This window comes from Paraburkholderia sp. WC7.3g (assembly GCF_050436345.1).
Classification (GTDB): Bacteria; Pseudomonadota; Gammaproteobacteria; order Burkholderiales; family Burkholderiaceae; genus Paraburkholderia; species Paraburkholderia podalyriae.
Window position 1 is genome coordinate 872064 of record NZ_JBNDMA010000004.1, and the last position, 14067, is coordinate 886130.

Sequence of the window (14067 nt, forward strand, 5' to 3'; positions counted from 1 at the left end):
ATTCAATGCCGGGCGCTGCTCCAATCCCCCCAGTCGCGATGGTAATCCAGCCGTCTAAGCAGTTTTCGGCGCATTTGCTCCCGGTGATAGTGAGCGGCGACGAACGCTGTTGCCGTCACCAGCACGAATGAACCTACGACGATTGCCACTGCTTCGCTCATGGGAACCTCCATTGCGGATCTCTCGGGTTCACTGCAGGTGCTGCCCTCCATTGATCGCGATGTTGGCGCCGGTCACGAAGCCCGCCTCGCGCGAGCACAGGTACAGCACGAGTGCGGCGACTTCGTCCGGCTGCCCGAGCCGGCCGACCGGAATCTGCGGAATGATCTTCGTCTCGCGGATGTCCTCGGGCACCGCCATCACCATCTTCGTCGCGATATAGCCGGGCGAGATCGTGTTGACAGTGACGCCTTTTTTCGCCACCTCGAGCGCCAGCGATTTCGTGAAACCATGCATGCCGGCCTTTGCCGCCGCATAGTTGGTCTGGCCGAACCCACCCTTGGAGCCAATGATCGACGACACGTTGATGATGCGGCCCCAGCCGCGCTCGACCATGCTGTCGCACACCGGCTTCGTCATGTTGAACACCGAATCGAGGTTGGTGCGGATTACCGCGTCCCAATTGACCTTGTCCAGTTTTTTGAAGCCGGCGTCGCGCGTGATGCCGGCGTTGTTGATCAGGATGTCGACCGGTCCGACTTCCGCTTGGATCTGCGCCAGGCATTTTTCGCACGAGTCGTAGTCGGCGACGTCGACCGCATACGCGCGGAACTGTCGTCCCTCGGCTTCCTTGCGTGCGAGCCACTCGTTCGCACCGGTGTTGCCCGGCGAATGGGTAACTACGACCGCATGACCGGCGTCATGCAACTTGATGCTGATCGCCTCGCCCAGTCCACCCATGCCGCCCGTTACTACCGCGATCTGCTTTGCCATCGAATCGTCCTCACAAATACCGGCGGCGTGCCCGTCTGGAGCAACACTGCCTTCAGTCAAGAATTGGATGCATTGAAATGCCGGATCCTTACCCAGAATAAATAAAAGGAATCCTACATATAGATATGGAACCGATAACGCGGGCATCGCTGCCCGCCTGAGTCTCAGTGCTTCGCGCTCGCGACCACGGCAGCCGACTCGGCGGCACTACGTTTGGCGGCCTTGGACGCTGAGGCCGTGACGGCTTCGAGACTGGTCCCGGCCATCTCCGCGGCCTGCTGCCCCGTCTTCTGCAGCGATTCGCACAGCGTGGTGGTGGCGCTGATCGCGGACTTCCACGCGGCGATCGCCGCTTCGGAACCCGCGGGAGCACTCTTCGCCGCTTCCTCGATGAATTCCTGCATGCGTGCGTTATACCGTTCGTACTGCGTCTGTGCGAGTTGCGCGATCTCAGCCTGCGTGGTTGACGCGATGTCGAAGAGTTGACGGCCGTATGACAGTGATTTCTCCGCGAAAGGCGCGGTGAAACCGGCTTGCAGCGTCAACCACTGCTGCGGGTCGGTTGTGCCGGGCGCCTTCGTCAGGTTCTCCTGCGACGCCGCCAGCGTGGACCTGACGACCTGCAGGTTCAGGGCGACCAGTTTTTCGACGCCTTCAAAGGCCTTGCCGGTCAATCCGAAGAATGCGTCGAGGCCAGCCTTCTGCGATGCGGCGATTTGCTCGGGACTCGATAGAGCCATTATTGAAATTCCTCAGGATTCAGTCCGCCGCACGGAGCCCCGAACGACCGGGTTTCGCGCGACGAATGGCGATAATGGATGGACCGAAGCGCAAGGACGCCTGCCAGGCAGCAAGCGTCGCGAATACTCGGAGGGTCGTTACAGCAAGAGGCACTACACATTAAAGTCCCTCAAAAGCTACTTCGCTTAGTTTTTCTTCGGCGCGCTCGCCGCGTGGGGCAGCGGCACGCGCCGCAATTCCCTAGCGCCTTCGCGCGACGGCCTTGAGAATGGAAGCGCCTTCGCTTGTGACATGAGGACGTGGATGGCCCGAGGCGCGGCTTTCCAGTGATATGAGTTGACGCTCCAGCAGCGTGTCGAGCTCGGCGCGGCCCAGTTCGATCTGATCCGGCGCGTCCTTGATGAGCATTAGGGTGGCGAATTCATGGGGACTCAGCATATCGTCTCCTCGATTTAGTCTGTCTGCGCCGCGAGCATTAATTACCCTCTTCACGGAGAATGGCGGCAAATATTTCCCTTGCCAGGCAAAGCGAACGTTAGGGAAATCCTGACAGAGACGTCATCATAACCGCTCAGTTTTCAATTGCAATATGCGAGTACTTTTTTGATTTGTCTGCTTATTTAGCCTGCATGGAAGGCGACGCTTGCCATTCCCCTGCCGGCGAGTGACCGTGGAAACCTTGATGGGCTGGGCCCGGGCCGATCTGAACGCCCACCTCGATGTCTGAATTGGCAGTCCAATCAATGGCGCCGTGCAGCGCCCCTATTCATATTTGAATATGGCGTTTATAGGCAGTGTCTTTTTCAGAGATGGCCGCTTATAACCTGATATTGAGAAATATTTATTACATCCCATGCGAGTCGCTTATTCTCAGAATTCTGACCAGCGTAAAGGCTCCAAAGCATTGACTTCTCCCGCGGCCTCCAGTTACATCCGACGGGGCGGCGGGGGCAGAACGGCCGCTCTGGAGCGCGGTGGTGACATTCGCAGAAACTAACTGAGTGGCAGGAATGGGTCGGGTACCGCCAATCGCAACCGGCGGTGCTGAGCCCCCGCACAGAAGCGCCGGAGCCGTGCCTGGAACATGAATCTGTGCTCTGGCGCGACCTGGCTGTAGATCGGCCCCGCCTGAAATGCTCGTGTCGATTCTTGCCGAATGACAGCGGCGAAGAACGGCGTAACGTTGCCAACGCTATTGCAAATGAAGGCGCTAAAGGAGCGCGTGAAATTTCACGAAGCGTCGGCTCCTCTTGCAATATTCACGGCTGAAAACGGCCAGTACTTCCCGGCGCCGCCTCGAAGGGTCAATACCCTTTCGTATAGAGCGTCAGATGGTTACTCACCGACGTTACACCCGGCACGCCCTTCGCCACTTCCGCGGCCTGCTGGATCTGAGGACCGTCCGACACGCTGCCGGATAATGTCACGACACCTCCGCGCGCCTTGACGAATACGTTCGACACGTTGAAGTTGGGCGCTTTCGACAACGCCTTGCGTACATCCCGAGCCAGCTTCTTGTCCGCTGGCGTCGCCTTGCCTGAACCTGCAGCCGGACCCGAGCCCATCGGCATAGCAGTGCTGGCTTTCGCGTAGACGTTCGACGTCAACGTCACGCATCCCACGACGACGAGCAGATTCACGACGTTCCATGCTTTCATGATTGCCTCTCTCGTTCGGCCTTGCAGATGGTGAGTCAAAGATAGCCAACATTCCGCTTCTAACAAAGCTGCTTGCACGATTAAGGGAAAGCCCGTATCCAGACGCGCGCCCGCTGGTAGGCCGATCATCGGGCGAGTTCGCGAATGAGCAGCCGCGGTATCGCTGGCGAGGCTTCACCGCAGATCCGAACGCGTGACGCATTGGAAGCCACCTCACCACGTGCACGATCAGCGTGCTGAAAGGTTACGCCTCAATGCGCTGCACGGAGGCGCCCGACTCCAGTACACATGGCAAGGAACGCTGAACGCCTCAACTGGCGCGTGTTTGCGCTCCAGCTAGCGCCCGCGTGATTATGACGCTCCTAGTCTTTGTATCGGACATTGAAGCTGAGTACTTCGAGGCAGGCGGTCAAGGCTCTCTCCTTTTGACCGTCGCGCGCGCCTTGTGTGGGCATAGACATCCGCGTGAACAGCCGCTACTTTGGAAGTTGCTGCTGCGGTCTTGCCAAGTCGAAGGGCAGAAGTGGCTCGCGTGCCGTCGTCGATCGACGTCGGACAAAGATCGGCCATGAGCGGTCACGCACCGCGGCGCTAAACCAGCCATCCGATTGACTGATTTCGACCGGCGGATTCAACCGATCGATGCAGTACCGCAGCAGACGTGTCCGTTCAATGGTTCGAACCGGAGGCGAAAGATGATCCCGAGCCGCAAAGCCGCCGCGCTGGTGTTACTCGCTGCATTGTCGCTGTGCATGTATGACGTACACGCGCAACACACTGACCAGCAAATCGCCGCCATCCTCATGGTCGCGAATCGAGCCGAAATCGAGGCGGGCAACCTCGCGCTAAGCCGAAGCCAGAGAAGAAGCATCCAGAATTTCGCTGGACAAATGATCGCAGAACACAGGGACTTGGATCAATCAGCCGTCGAATTGACGCAGAGGCTGATGCTCTACCCCGAAAATAGTAGGATGAGCGAGGCGTTTCGGAACGAAGGGGATGACAACCTCGCCAGGTTGAATGCGGCCGATGAGTACGCGTTCGACGGAGACTACCTCTATCAAGAGATCGCATATCACCAGCAATTGGTTCATGCGGTGGACAACACGCTGCTTCCCGCCGCGAAAAACGCGGAACTGAAGGCGCTGCTCGTCAGAGCGCGGGTGATTTTCATCTTGCATCTCGACTATGCGATTCGACTGCAATCGGCTCGGGTCTGGTAATCCCCAGGGGATTCGGGTGAGCCACCCGGCCATTTCTTCAGCCTGACCAGAACAAGGGTGCAGCAACCACCCGCAGCCATAATGGAGGCAATGGCGAAAGCCCAGCCGAAATACAGGCCGTGATCAATGAGCGCCCCCGCAACAAGTGGCGCAATGACGTTGCAGACCGCCATCAGCGACGTATTCAAGCCCATGATTGCACCCTGCTGCTGAGGTGACGATGTCATGGACAACGCGGCCATCAGTGTTGGCCTGGTCATCGCCGTTCCTACACTTGCCATGACAAGGCCGACGGCCAGCGGCGCAAGCCCTGGTAGAAAATTGAAAATGCTCAACCCTATGGAAAAAAAAGTAGCAGGCTGACAGCAGCAAGCAGGTTCTCAGGAATCACTTCATCGAGTTTTTTCATCGCGACGGTCTGAACGATGATGTTGATGGCCCCGGACGCGGTGAAGATATAGCCCACCTCACGCGGTCCAAAAGCGGCTCCGTTCCAGACGTAGTGCGCCTGAAGAAACAGCGCGAACTGCGAGACGTACATGGAAAAGCCAAAATAGAACAGTGCCAGCACAAGAAGCACCGGCGCAGAGCGCGGAGTCCGAAGCGTGCGCCATAGGGACAGCACCTGGCGCTTTCCCTTACTCGGCGCTGATTTATCGTCGGCCGGCAGGAAGATCAGGTTGACCGTCGCGCTCAACGCCGACAATAACACGGCAGCCAAGATCGGAGCGGAGATCGAGATACGCGATAACCCCGCTGAGAGTGACGGGCCAACCATCATACCTACCCCGACGGCTGCGCTGACGAGTCCGATAGCGCGACGCCGGTTTTGTGGTGAGCTGTGATCAACCGCATAGGCACTCGCGACCGAGAGATTTCCAGAAGTGATGCCGTCCAGGATATGCGCCAGAAAGACAATCAGAAGGTTGCCTGCGCAGGCGAGCAGCACGACGCTGACAAACGTGCCGATCTGGCTACCCAGCAGGACCAGTTTGCGTCCAAAGCGATCGGAAAGTCTGCCGAGCATCGGGGCGGCGATGAACTGGCCGAGCGAAAAGATGGCCACCAGCGCGCCGAGGGCGAACGGGCTGGCGCCAAAGTGCTGCGAATAGAACGGCAGCAGCGGCAAAATGACCCCCATGCCTGTTTACGCCGACCGAAAATTCAGCCACATGTAGGGATCGCGCCGACTGAAAACTGAGCCGGGCAATCAACCTATCCTGCTAGTTTTTCTGGCAGGGTGTTTGGGGATGATCCCGATGACGATGATTGGCAAGGTGCGGCGGATGTTCCACCGCCAGAACAAGTCGGTACGCGAGATAGCGCGTCTCACAAGCCTGTCGCGCAACACGATTAGTAAATATCTGAACATGGATGTTCAGGAGGAGCCGAAGTATCAGCGGCGCTCGCAGCCGACCCGGTTAACGCCGTTTCATGAGGTGCTGGTGCAGGCGCTCAGTGTCGACGCGCGGCGACCGAAGAAGGAGCGGCGCACCGCCTGGATGCTGTTCCAGGAGATCAAGGGCGGCGGCTACGACGGCTGTTACTCGCGGGTCACCGATTTCATCCGGGCCTGGCGGCAAAGTGAAGGCAAGGCGGCTTTGAAGTCGGCGTTTGTGCCGTTGCGATTCGAGCTGGGCGAGGCATTCCAGTTTGACTGGTCCGAGGAAGGACTGGTTGTCGGCGGCATTTACCGCAAGCTGCAGGTGTCGCACATGAAGCTGTGTGCGTCGCGGGCGTTCTGGCTGGTTGCCTATCCGAGCCAGGGGCACGAGATGCTGTTCGATGCCCATACGCGCTCGTTCGCCGCTTTCGGCGGAGTGGCCCGCCGGGGCATCTACGACAATATGAAAACGGCCGTAGACAAGGTTCACAAAGGCAAGGGTCGCACGGTCAATCCGCGTTTCGCTGTAATGTGCTCGCATTATCTGTTCGATCCGGACTTCTGTAACGTCGCCAGTGGCTGGGAGAAAGGCGTCGTCGAGAAGAACGTGCAGGACAGCCGTCTACGCATCTGGATTGAGGCGCGGGCGCAACGCTTCGGCAGTTTCGCTGATCTGAATGCATGGCTGGCGACGCGGTGCCGGTCGTTGTGGGATCAGGTGAAGCACCCGGACTATCGTGACCTGAGCGTCGCCGACGTGTTCGAGCAGGAGCGCGCCCATCTGATGCCGATGCCGACACCGTTCGACGGTTATGTTGAGCGTGCGGCACGAGTCTCGTCGACCTGCCTGGTGGTGATTGGCCGCAATCGCTACTCCGTGCCATGCGAATTCGCAGGCCAGATGCTTAGCACGCGGCTCTATCCTGGTCGTGTTGTGGTGGTGGGCGACGACGCCGTGGTGGCCGAACACGATCGACTGGCCGACGAAGGACTGGTGCGATACGAGTGGCAGCACTATATCCCGCTGATCCAGCGCAAGCCTGGCGCGCTGCGCAACGGTGCGCCGTTCCAGGATATGCCCGAGCCGCTGCAACGCCTGCGTCGGGCGTTACTACGCGAGCCAGGTGGTGACCGGGTAATGGCGAAGGTTCTGGCACTGGTCCCGGAAAGCGGTCTGGATGCCATAGTGGTTGCAGTCGAACTCGCATTGGAGCAGGCGCCGCCCTCCGGGCGCGTGAGCGTGGAGCATGTGGTGAACGTGCTGTCGCGCATGCGCAGCGTGCAGATGCCGCCGAAGATCGATACTGCGCTGCAACTGACGACACCGCCGTTGGCCGACACATCGCGCTACGACGGGCTGCGCCCGGCGCTGCAACAGCCGGAGGCCGGTCATGCGTGATCTGATCGTCGAACTTAAACACTTGCGGCTGCACGGCATGGCTGCCGGCTGGGCCGAACTGCTCGAACAGGTGAATGTCGAGGCGGCGTCTTCGCAATGGCTGCTCGAACGGCTGTTGCAGGCCGAGGTCGCGGATCGGGCCGTGCGTTCGGTCAGCCACCAGATGAACGCGGCGAAGTTCCCGGTGCATCGCGACATCGCCGGCTTCGACTTCGATGGCTCGCCGGTCGACCGCCAGCTCGTCACGCAACTGGCCGGCATGACGTTCACCGAAGGCGCGCACAACCTGGTTCTGGTCGGCGGCCCGGGCTCGGGCAAGACGCATCTGGCGACCGCCATCGGCGTGTCCGGCATCATGCACCACGGCAAACGGGTGCGCTTCTACTCGACCGTGGATCTGGCCAACGCACTGGAGCAGGAGAAGGCGCAGGGACGCGCCGGGAGGATCGCGGCGAGCCTGCTGCGCCTCGACCTGGTCATTCTGGACCTATGTGCAGTGCCCCGTTATGTGGAGTGCGACCGGTTGAGGCATAGTGATAGCCGGTAGCCCGGACGCGACCTCCACATAAGTATCAGAGCCGCTTCAACCAGTCGATAATCGGCAAGCGTTCGAATGTTCGGCGGTCGGTCGGCGCCGTCGTCAATATGTCCGGGAACACTTGCAGGAGCGCCTGGCGCTTCATGTCGATGTCTGCCCTCGCATAGCGCATGGTTGTATCCAAACTCGCGTGACCGAGCCACTGGCTGATGGTTGCGAAGTCGACGCCAGCCTTTAGCAGGCTGAGTGCAGTCGTATGTCTAAGGGAGTGAGGGTGGATGCGCTTCTCGCGGAGGGTAGGCACGACCGCTTCGGCGGCGATCAGATGCTTGCGAAGCAGGTAATGCACCCCAAAGCGGGTGAGCTTCTCGCCGCGACTATTGACAAACAGTTCCTCGGTCACGTCAAGCGGATGCTGGCGTTCGTCAACAAGTCGCCGCAGCAACCTGGCAGTCTGCGGCCAGATCGGACAGGTGCGCACCTTGTTCCCCTTGCCTGGCAGTCTGACCTGGCACGGCCGCTGCAAACGCAGGTCGCACAAACGAAGGTCGAGTACCTCCTGCACCCTTGCCCCGGTATTAAACATGAGCGAGAACAATGCGTAGTCACGCCGTCCAGTGGCAGTAGTTCGATCGATCGCATTCAGCAGCGCCTCGACCTCGTCCTGCTCGAGATATTCGATCGGCGCTGACCGGGCACCGCGTTTGAATGGAATGCCGAGAATTGCCTGCGACGCCGCCAGATGTTCAGGACGTTCAGTTGCCAGGAACCGCGCGAATGTATGAATCGCGGCAAGCCGGGCATTGCGCGTCGCTATGCCGTTGTGCCGGTCTCGCTCGAGAGATGCCAGGAACTGTCCGACCGATTCAGCGGTGATCGCTGCAAGATCCAGACGTTCAATGCCGCAGTGTCGCTTCGCACTGAGAAACCGCAGCAGGAGCAGCAGCGTGTCGCGATAGCTATGGATCGTGTGCCGGCTCATCCCTCGCAACGTGGGCAGATAATCCTGGAAGAACCGGACAAGACTCCGTCCGAGCTCATCGGAGTAAGAACGCGGTTTCATCTTTGCTCTCCGTGGACAAGATAGCCGAATCGTTTCGCGAACCGATCGCTCGCCAGTTCCTGGAGTTCCGGAATCCAGCGCAAATAGTAGGCCGTCGACACAATTGATACATGACCCATATAAAGCGCGAGCTTCGGCAGGTTTGACTGGACGTCCGCGCCCTGACGATACCAGCGCATCAGAGCTTCAATTGCAAAGGAATGCCTGAAGTCCTGAATGCGGGGAACCCGTCCGTCGACATCCCGTATGCCCGCGCCTAGCAGTAATCCCATGATCCCTTCACGCAATCCTCCTCCGGTGTAACCTCGCAGACCATGGCTCAGATTGCAAAGTAACGGTGACGACGACGAGGTGTCGAGCGGGGTGGCCAGGCGGCGCACGAGGTAGCGGCGTAGTTCCCGCCGGGCACCGCGCGACAGCGGAACCCACCTCGATTTGTGAAACTTCGATTCCCGTACGCGCAGGACCCCGGCCTGCGCGTCCGCATCGGCCAGCGTCAACCGTAATAATTCCCTTCGCCTTAGCCCAGCGGTGTACAGCAGTACAAGCGCCAGGCGCAGGACATACGGTCGTAGCGGCGATCTCGCCGTGGCCTCGCGCGTGCCGGCAAGTTCGAGTAGCTGCCCAACCTGCGCGGGAGTCAGGATTATTGGTGCGGCGTGCGGTCGCGGTCGCGCGAACCGGTTGATGTCCGGCACAAAACATCGAGGCTCGGTACGTTGCCGGTAGAGGCAGAAATTGCGCACGGCAACTTGACGGGCGCGGCGCACGTTTGAGGTAAGGGAATGGAAGGTCTTGCACCACGATTCGAACGACCTGCTACTCAGATCCGATTCCCCAACCCGGACGAGAAAGTCCGTCAGCGAGTGCAAGGTACGCTCCTGATTGCCGTACTGACGTCCTAGCGCTCGGCGGTGGGCAAGGTATCGACTGATGACCGGATCAAGCGCAGTTGATGCGATATGGGCGTTCATGATGCCCCCTTCGTCGAGGCGTGGCCACAACAAGGGACTGGTAAGGCAACCTCGCGCAGCGCCTCGATATGCAGGCGAAGATAGACGCACGTGCTCTCAAGGCGGTGGTGACCGAGCAGATCGCCGATCGTCTTCACGCCGACGCCTCGCTCTAGCAGGCGCATGGCAAAGCTATGCCTCAGGCAGTAGGGACTGGTCTGCCGAATGGGCAGACCACTGAGCCGTGCGCGCTTGGCGTAGATGTCGTCGACCGTTGCAGCCTTGATCGGACCAGCCGGGCACCGTACTCTGAGGAACATCTGCCGCGTGCCCGTCAAGGGTGGGCGTCGGCGTAGATAGCGCTCGAGCACGCATCGCGTTCGACCGTTGAGCGGCAGGATCAATACCGAGCGGGTCTTGCACTGGTTCACTCGCAGGGTTTTGTTCTCCCAGTCTATCGAGCCGAGCATCAATCCGGAAACTTCTGTTGGGCGCAAGCCATAGTAGGCCATCAAGGAGAGAATCGCGTGATCACGGCAACCCTCAACACTCGAACGGTCTATCGAATGCAGGAGCTTGCATACCGTCCTCCAATCGAGCGCCCGCGGTGGAAGTTCTCCGCGATAGGTACGGGGCGTGTCGATGACGTCGAGCCGATTCGTCGTATAGCCTCGATCGGCGCAGAACCTCAGAAAGGCGCGAAGGTGTGCAACCGTATGCTGAAGACTCTGACGGCAAAGACGCTTGCTGGTTTGATTGATAAAGCGCTCGACATCCTCGGATCCAACGCTCGCAAGGCGCCTACGCCCCGAACAGGCGCTCGCCAAGAAGCCGGTAACCGTGCTCAGGTGCTGTTCGACCGTGGAGGAAGACAGCCCACGCAGATCAATGAGGTGCGAACGGTATTGTGAAACGAGCGGGTCGAATCGGCCGGGCTTTGCGACCGGAACGAAGAGGCCCCGATCGGTTAGGAAGCGCGCTGCCGCTCGCTGCGTGGCGCGGTATAACGTCTCGTGCGACCACGGTGCGAACCAGCGGAACAGCGCAGTCGAGGTAATCGGGAGGCCGGTGCCAGCGGCGACATGGTTATAGGCAAGGACCTCACGGAAACGGTGCACGTGGCGCTTTGCGCAAATGCGCGTATAGCCGCGCTCGACGACCCACGCCGAAAAATTGCGGACTAGCGGTCCTTGCGGGCCGGCAGCATAGTGCGGCCAATCTCGGGGAAAGAGAAATTCCAGCATGTGAACTCCCATTCAAGTGAACGGAAGAATCACAGTAGCTCGTTCCAGTTATGTGTAGTACTGCGGCCTCAAAGCCCCAGTGTACTGTGGCCGCGGCGGCCGACTGCACATAACGACGTGCTGCACATAGGTCCAGTAACGTTTTGCAAAACGTTACTGGACGAACTCGGATATCTGCCCTTCAGCCAGGCCGGCGGGGCGTTGCTATTCCACCTGCTGAGTCGTCTGTACGAGCATACGAGCGTAGCGGTCACAACGAATCTGGACTTCGCCGAATGGTCCAGTGTGTTCGGTGACGCGAAGATGACCACGGCATTGCTGGACCGGTTGACGCATCACTGCCACATCGTGGAAACCGGCAACGAAAGCTACCGTTTCCGCCATAGCAGCGCCAGTGCAAAGAAGCGTATCCGCTCGCGTGAAGCAGTGCGCAGAGCCGACGGTGCGGGCGCGAACGAATCAGCCTGATCGTCGCTTGCCGCGCAGTGGAAGCCGCTACGGGCTACGCCCTTCGCAGCTTCCACTGCGCAATACATCCTCACACAAAGGAGGACAAGCACTTCGCAAACCCATACACTTATCCACAACCGGTCCTGCTTCGGACCGGTCTCCACCCCGGCTCAAAGCCCGGTCGGCGCGGTGGCTTAAAATTCATTCGGCGCGGACAGACGATGTTTCAAAAAGAGCTACGGCTACTGTTAACTCAAACGCAAAGCTGTTAACCTCGACCGTTGTGACGAGCGGAGCGAGGAGATGGCCAGGCAACTCATCGACGACGAATTGTGGGCATTGATCGAACCACTTCTACCACCAGCAAGGCCGAGACGCTTCCGGTATCCGGGGCGCAAGCCCGTGGCCAATCGGGCCGCGCTGACCGGGATACTGTTCGTGCTCAAAAGCGGCATTCGCTGGAACGATCTGCCCGCCGAAATGGGGCTGTGGATCGGGTATCAGTTGCTGGCGGCGCTTGCGCGACTGGCAGCAGGCCGGCGTCTGGGATCGGCTCCACGAGATCCTGCTTGCAACGTTGCGTGCCGCCGACCGGATCGACTTTTCCTCGCGTCATCATCGATTCCGCTTCTGTTCGAGCGGTTGGGGCGGCCGAAAAACTGATATGACTTTCCATGTCAATCTGGATCGGTTTTTGGTTTTGCATTGGACATTTGAATTCCCTGAGGGCGGCGTAATCGTTGATGGGCATTCTCACGTGTCGTGCGGGCAAGGTGGAAGTGGCCGGTGTCGACGTCGCAAAACTGCCGTCGTTCGAGCGGGTCGCGCGAGGGATTGCGTATGTGCCGCAAGGCCGGATGATTTTTTCGACGCTCACCGTGCTCGAAAACATCAAGACGGGCTTGCCGAAAGCGGCGCAGGGTAGGGTGCCGGCGGAAATCTTCGATCTCTTTCCTGTTTTATACGATATGCGCGATCGCCGCGGTGGGAATTGTCGGGCGGGCAGCAGCAGCAACTTGCCATCGCGCGCGCTGGTCACCAATCCAAAAGTACTACTGCTCGATGAGCCTACCGAAGGAATTCAGCCCTCCATCATCAAGGACATTGCCTGCTCGCTGAAAGAAATCCGGGATCTCAGACAACTCACCATCATCGTTTCGGAGCAAGTGCTGAGTTTCACGATGGAAATTGCGGACCGTCTGCTGGTGATCGAGAAGGGCCCAAGGTTGACCGCAGATCCATTGCAACACGCCGCGAAAAAAAGCCGGGCAAGGGATGAAAGCAGTTTCATTTTCCCGACGCCGTTCGGGTAGGTCGCCTCGGCTAGTCTAATGCCATCCCGCTGCATTGTTCGCGGGACGACTCGGACCTTTTCGTGGATGGAATGAAAAAGAGGCTTACAACGAAAACCTTTGTCACCGCCCTTCTTCTGATCGGCGGCGCGTCGGCGATGGCCTCGCAAGACTGATACAACAGCAATGCGACGACTACTCATTCGAACAGTTGAAAGGCGAAGTGACAGCGGGAGTCACAGAAGTTGCAAGCCGAGTATCGCGCGGACTGTATCCCGGCTGCAGCGCGCCTCTCCCCCAGCGCCCCGCAAACGACAGCCGGTGTAGCGCCCGCGCAAGCGACGAATCAGCCGGCCGGTTGACGCGGGTCAGCGTCAATGTGCCGAGGGTAAGCATTTCGATTTAACAAAGCAGCGGGCACAACGTCATGCGTCTTGAGCGGTTCGCTGCTCGGGCTCACGCTCGGGTAATTCAACAATGTGATGGAGTGGGCTATGAAGATTGTAACCGGCAGCATTGGGGTGTCGATGTCGGCGCTCGTGGCGGCGCTGATGCTCGGTGCGGCGGGCGTTGCTTATGCTCAGCAGCCAGGCGACATCGGGGGCAGCATGAGCGGTGCGGGCGCCGCAGCAGCGGGAACGAGTGTGGGCACCGGGGCCGACCCCAGCCCAATTCCGGGCGCGGGAACCTCGCTCGCCGCCACAAGAGGCATCAGCTCGGGGCCGGCGCTTAACAACATGCGGGCAAACGGCACGAGCCTGTATATGAACCCCGACCCACGCGCGCCGAATGTGACCGGCAGGGCCGCGCCGCCTCGATAGGCTCGGCTTGGCTTGGGGATGGAGTTAGGTGGCGGGTTATAGAACTCGCGGAACGAATAACTGAAGATTGCACGCGAAAGTAAAGTAAGCGTCTCGCCGTGGCCGTTCTGGCGTGCTGATTGAGGTTTTGGGTAGTTTGGTATCCACCAAATTATGGTGGGTACCAAAGTGGACAAGACATGGGGCGATGGCGCCGCAGACGGCGCATATAAGCGGCCGAACTTTCCGACCGAGTTCAAACGGCAACTGGTTGAACAATCTCTCGAGCCGGGCGCGTCGGTGGCGTTGATCGCGCGCAGCAACGATATCAATGCAAACCTGTTGTTCAAATGGCGACGGCTTTATCTGGCAGGAGAGTAACTTCCGCA

The 14067-nt window shown here is 59.5% G+C and carries 15 protein-coding genes and 3 pseudogenes; 8 read left to right on the plus strand and 10 right to left on the minus strand.

Going from position 1 to position 14067, the window contains the following annotated elements:
- Positions 1–2: 2 nt before the first annotated feature.
- From OKW43_RS37350 to OKW43_RS37370, 5 genes are all read right to left on the minus strand, one after another.
- Positions 3–161 carry a hypothetical protein gene (locus tag OKW43_RS37350; protein ID WP_187639265.1) on the minus strand — a complete coding sequence of 53 codons (159 nt, stop codon included), beginning with the start codon at positions 159–161 and terminating at the stop codon, positions 3–5.
- Between the two features lie 28 nt (positions 162–189).
- A complete protein-coding gene (phbB, locus tag OKW43_RS37355; RefSeq protein WP_187639260.1) occupies positions 190–933 on the minus strand; it encodes an acetoacetyl-CoA reductase in 744 nt (247 codons plus the stop codon).
- A 164-nt stretch (positions 934–1097) separates the two neighbouring features.
- The gene (locus tag OKW43_RS37360; protein WP_187639261.1) at positions 1098–1673 is read right to left on the minus strand and encodes a phasin family protein; all 576 of its coding nucleotides are present in this window, start codon (positions 1671–1673) and stop codon (positions 1098–1100) included.
- A 241-nt stretch (positions 1674–1914) separates the two neighbouring features.
- Positions 1915–2112: a hypothetical protein gene (locus OKW43_RS37365; protein WP_026226204.1), complete on the minus strand. Its 198-nt coding sequence runs from the start codon at positions 2110–2112 to the stop codon at positions 1915–1917.
- 866 nt (positions 2113–2978) lie between these two features.
- Positions 2979–3332, minus strand: a complete 354-nt coding sequence (locus tag OKW43_RS37370; RefSeq protein ID WP_187639262.1) for a BON domain-containing protein — start codon at positions 3330–3332, stop codon at positions 2979–2981.
- A 608-nt stretch (positions 3333–3940) separates the two neighbouring features.
- Between OKW43_RS37370 and OKW43_RS37375 the strand changes: the two genes are divergently transcribed.
- A complete protein-coding gene (locus tag OKW43_RS37375; RefSeq protein WP_429453588.1) occupies positions 3941–4555 on the plus strand; it encodes a DUF4142 domain-containing protein in 615 nt (204 codons plus the stop codon).
- Here the strand turns inward: OKW43_RS37375 and OKW43_RS37380 are convergent.
- Together OKW43_RS37380 and OKW43_RS37385 are read right to left on the minus strand one after the other, a co-directional pair.
- Complete coding sequence (locus OKW43_RS37380) at positions 4519–4890, minus strand: MFS transporter (protein ID WP_429453590.1); 372 nt, start codon at positions 4888–4890, stop codon at positions 4519–4521. The genes OKW43_RS37375 and OKW43_RS37380 overlap by 37 nt on opposite strands.
- A 2-nt stretch (positions 4891–4892) precedes the next feature.
- Complete coding sequence (locus OKW43_RS37385; protein ID WP_429453592.1) at positions 4893–5696, minus strand: MFS transporter; 804 nt, start codon at positions 5694–5696, stop codon at positions 4893–4895.
- A 118-nt stretch (positions 5697–5814) separates the two neighbouring features.
- Between OKW43_RS37385 and istA the strand changes: the two genes are divergently transcribed.
- On the plus strand, positions 5815–7338 hold the full coding sequence (istA, locus tag OKW43_RS37390; RefSeq protein WP_187639264.1) for an IS21 family transposase: 1524 nt from the start codon (positions 5815–5817) through the stop codon (positions 7336–7338).
- Positions 7331–7825: pseudogene (locus OKW43_RS37395) on the plus strand (ATP-binding protein); the annotation flags it as partial. The gene istA and the pseudogene OKW43_RS37395, both read left to right, overlap by 8 nt.
- Positions 7826–7910: 85 nt before the next feature.
- Here the strand turns inward: OKW43_RS37395 and OKW43_RS37400 are convergent.
- Genes OKW43_RS37400 through OKW43_RS37410 form a run of 3 tightly spaced genes read right to left on the minus strand, consistent with a single transcriptional unit; the run spans position 7911 to position 11136 of the window.
- Entirely contained in the window at positions 7911–8939 is a 1029-nt protein-coding gene (locus OKW43_RS37400; RefSeq protein WP_429453594.1) for a tyrosine-type recombinase/integrase, read from the minus strand.
- On the minus strand, positions 8936–9913 hold the full coding sequence (locus tag OKW43_RS37405; RefSeq protein WP_187639360.1) for a tyrosine-type recombinase/integrase: 978 nt from the start codon (positions 9911–9913) through the stop codon (positions 8936–8938). The genes OKW43_RS37400 and OKW43_RS37405 overlap by 4 nt, the downstream gene beginning before the upstream one ends.
- Positions 9910–11136 carry a tyrosine-type recombinase/integrase gene (locus OKW43_RS37410; RefSeq protein ID WP_429453596.1) on the minus strand — a complete coding sequence of 409 codons (1227 nt, stop codon included), beginning with the start codon at positions 11134–11136 and terminating at the stop codon, positions 9910–9912. The genes OKW43_RS37405 and OKW43_RS37410 overlap by 4 nt, the downstream gene beginning before the upstream one ends.
- Positions 11137–11289: 153 nt before the next feature.
- Here OKW43_RS37410 and OKW43_RS37415 point away from each other — a divergent pair.
- The 5 genes and pseudogenes from OKW43_RS37415 to OKW43_RS37435 all read left to right on the plus strand — a co-directional run.
- Positions 11290–11604 (plus strand): annotated as a pseudogene (locus OKW43_RS37415) (ATP-binding protein); the annotation flags it as partial.
- A gap of 285 nt (positions 11605–11889) precedes the next feature.
- Positions 11890–12245, plus strand: a pseudogene (locus OKW43_RS37420) (transposase); the annotation flags it as partial.
- A gap of 84 nt (positions 12246–12329) precedes the next feature.
- Entirely contained in the window at positions 12330–12899 is a 570-nt protein-coding gene (locus tag OKW43_RS37425; protein ID WP_429453598.1) for an ATP-binding cassette domain-containing protein, read from the plus strand.
- A gap of 473 nt (positions 12900–13372) precedes the next feature.
- Entirely contained in the window at positions 13373–13699 is a 327-nt protein-coding gene (locus tag OKW43_RS37430) for a hypothetical protein (protein WP_429453600.1), read from the plus strand.
- Positions 13700–13855: 156 nt separating this feature from the next.
- Positions 13856–14059 (plus strand): transposase, encoded by a 204-nt coding sequence (locus tag OKW43_RS37435; protein ID WP_429453602.1) that lies wholly within the window; start codon positions 13856–13858, stop codon positions 14057–14059.
- Positions 14060–14067: the final 8 nt, after the last annotated feature.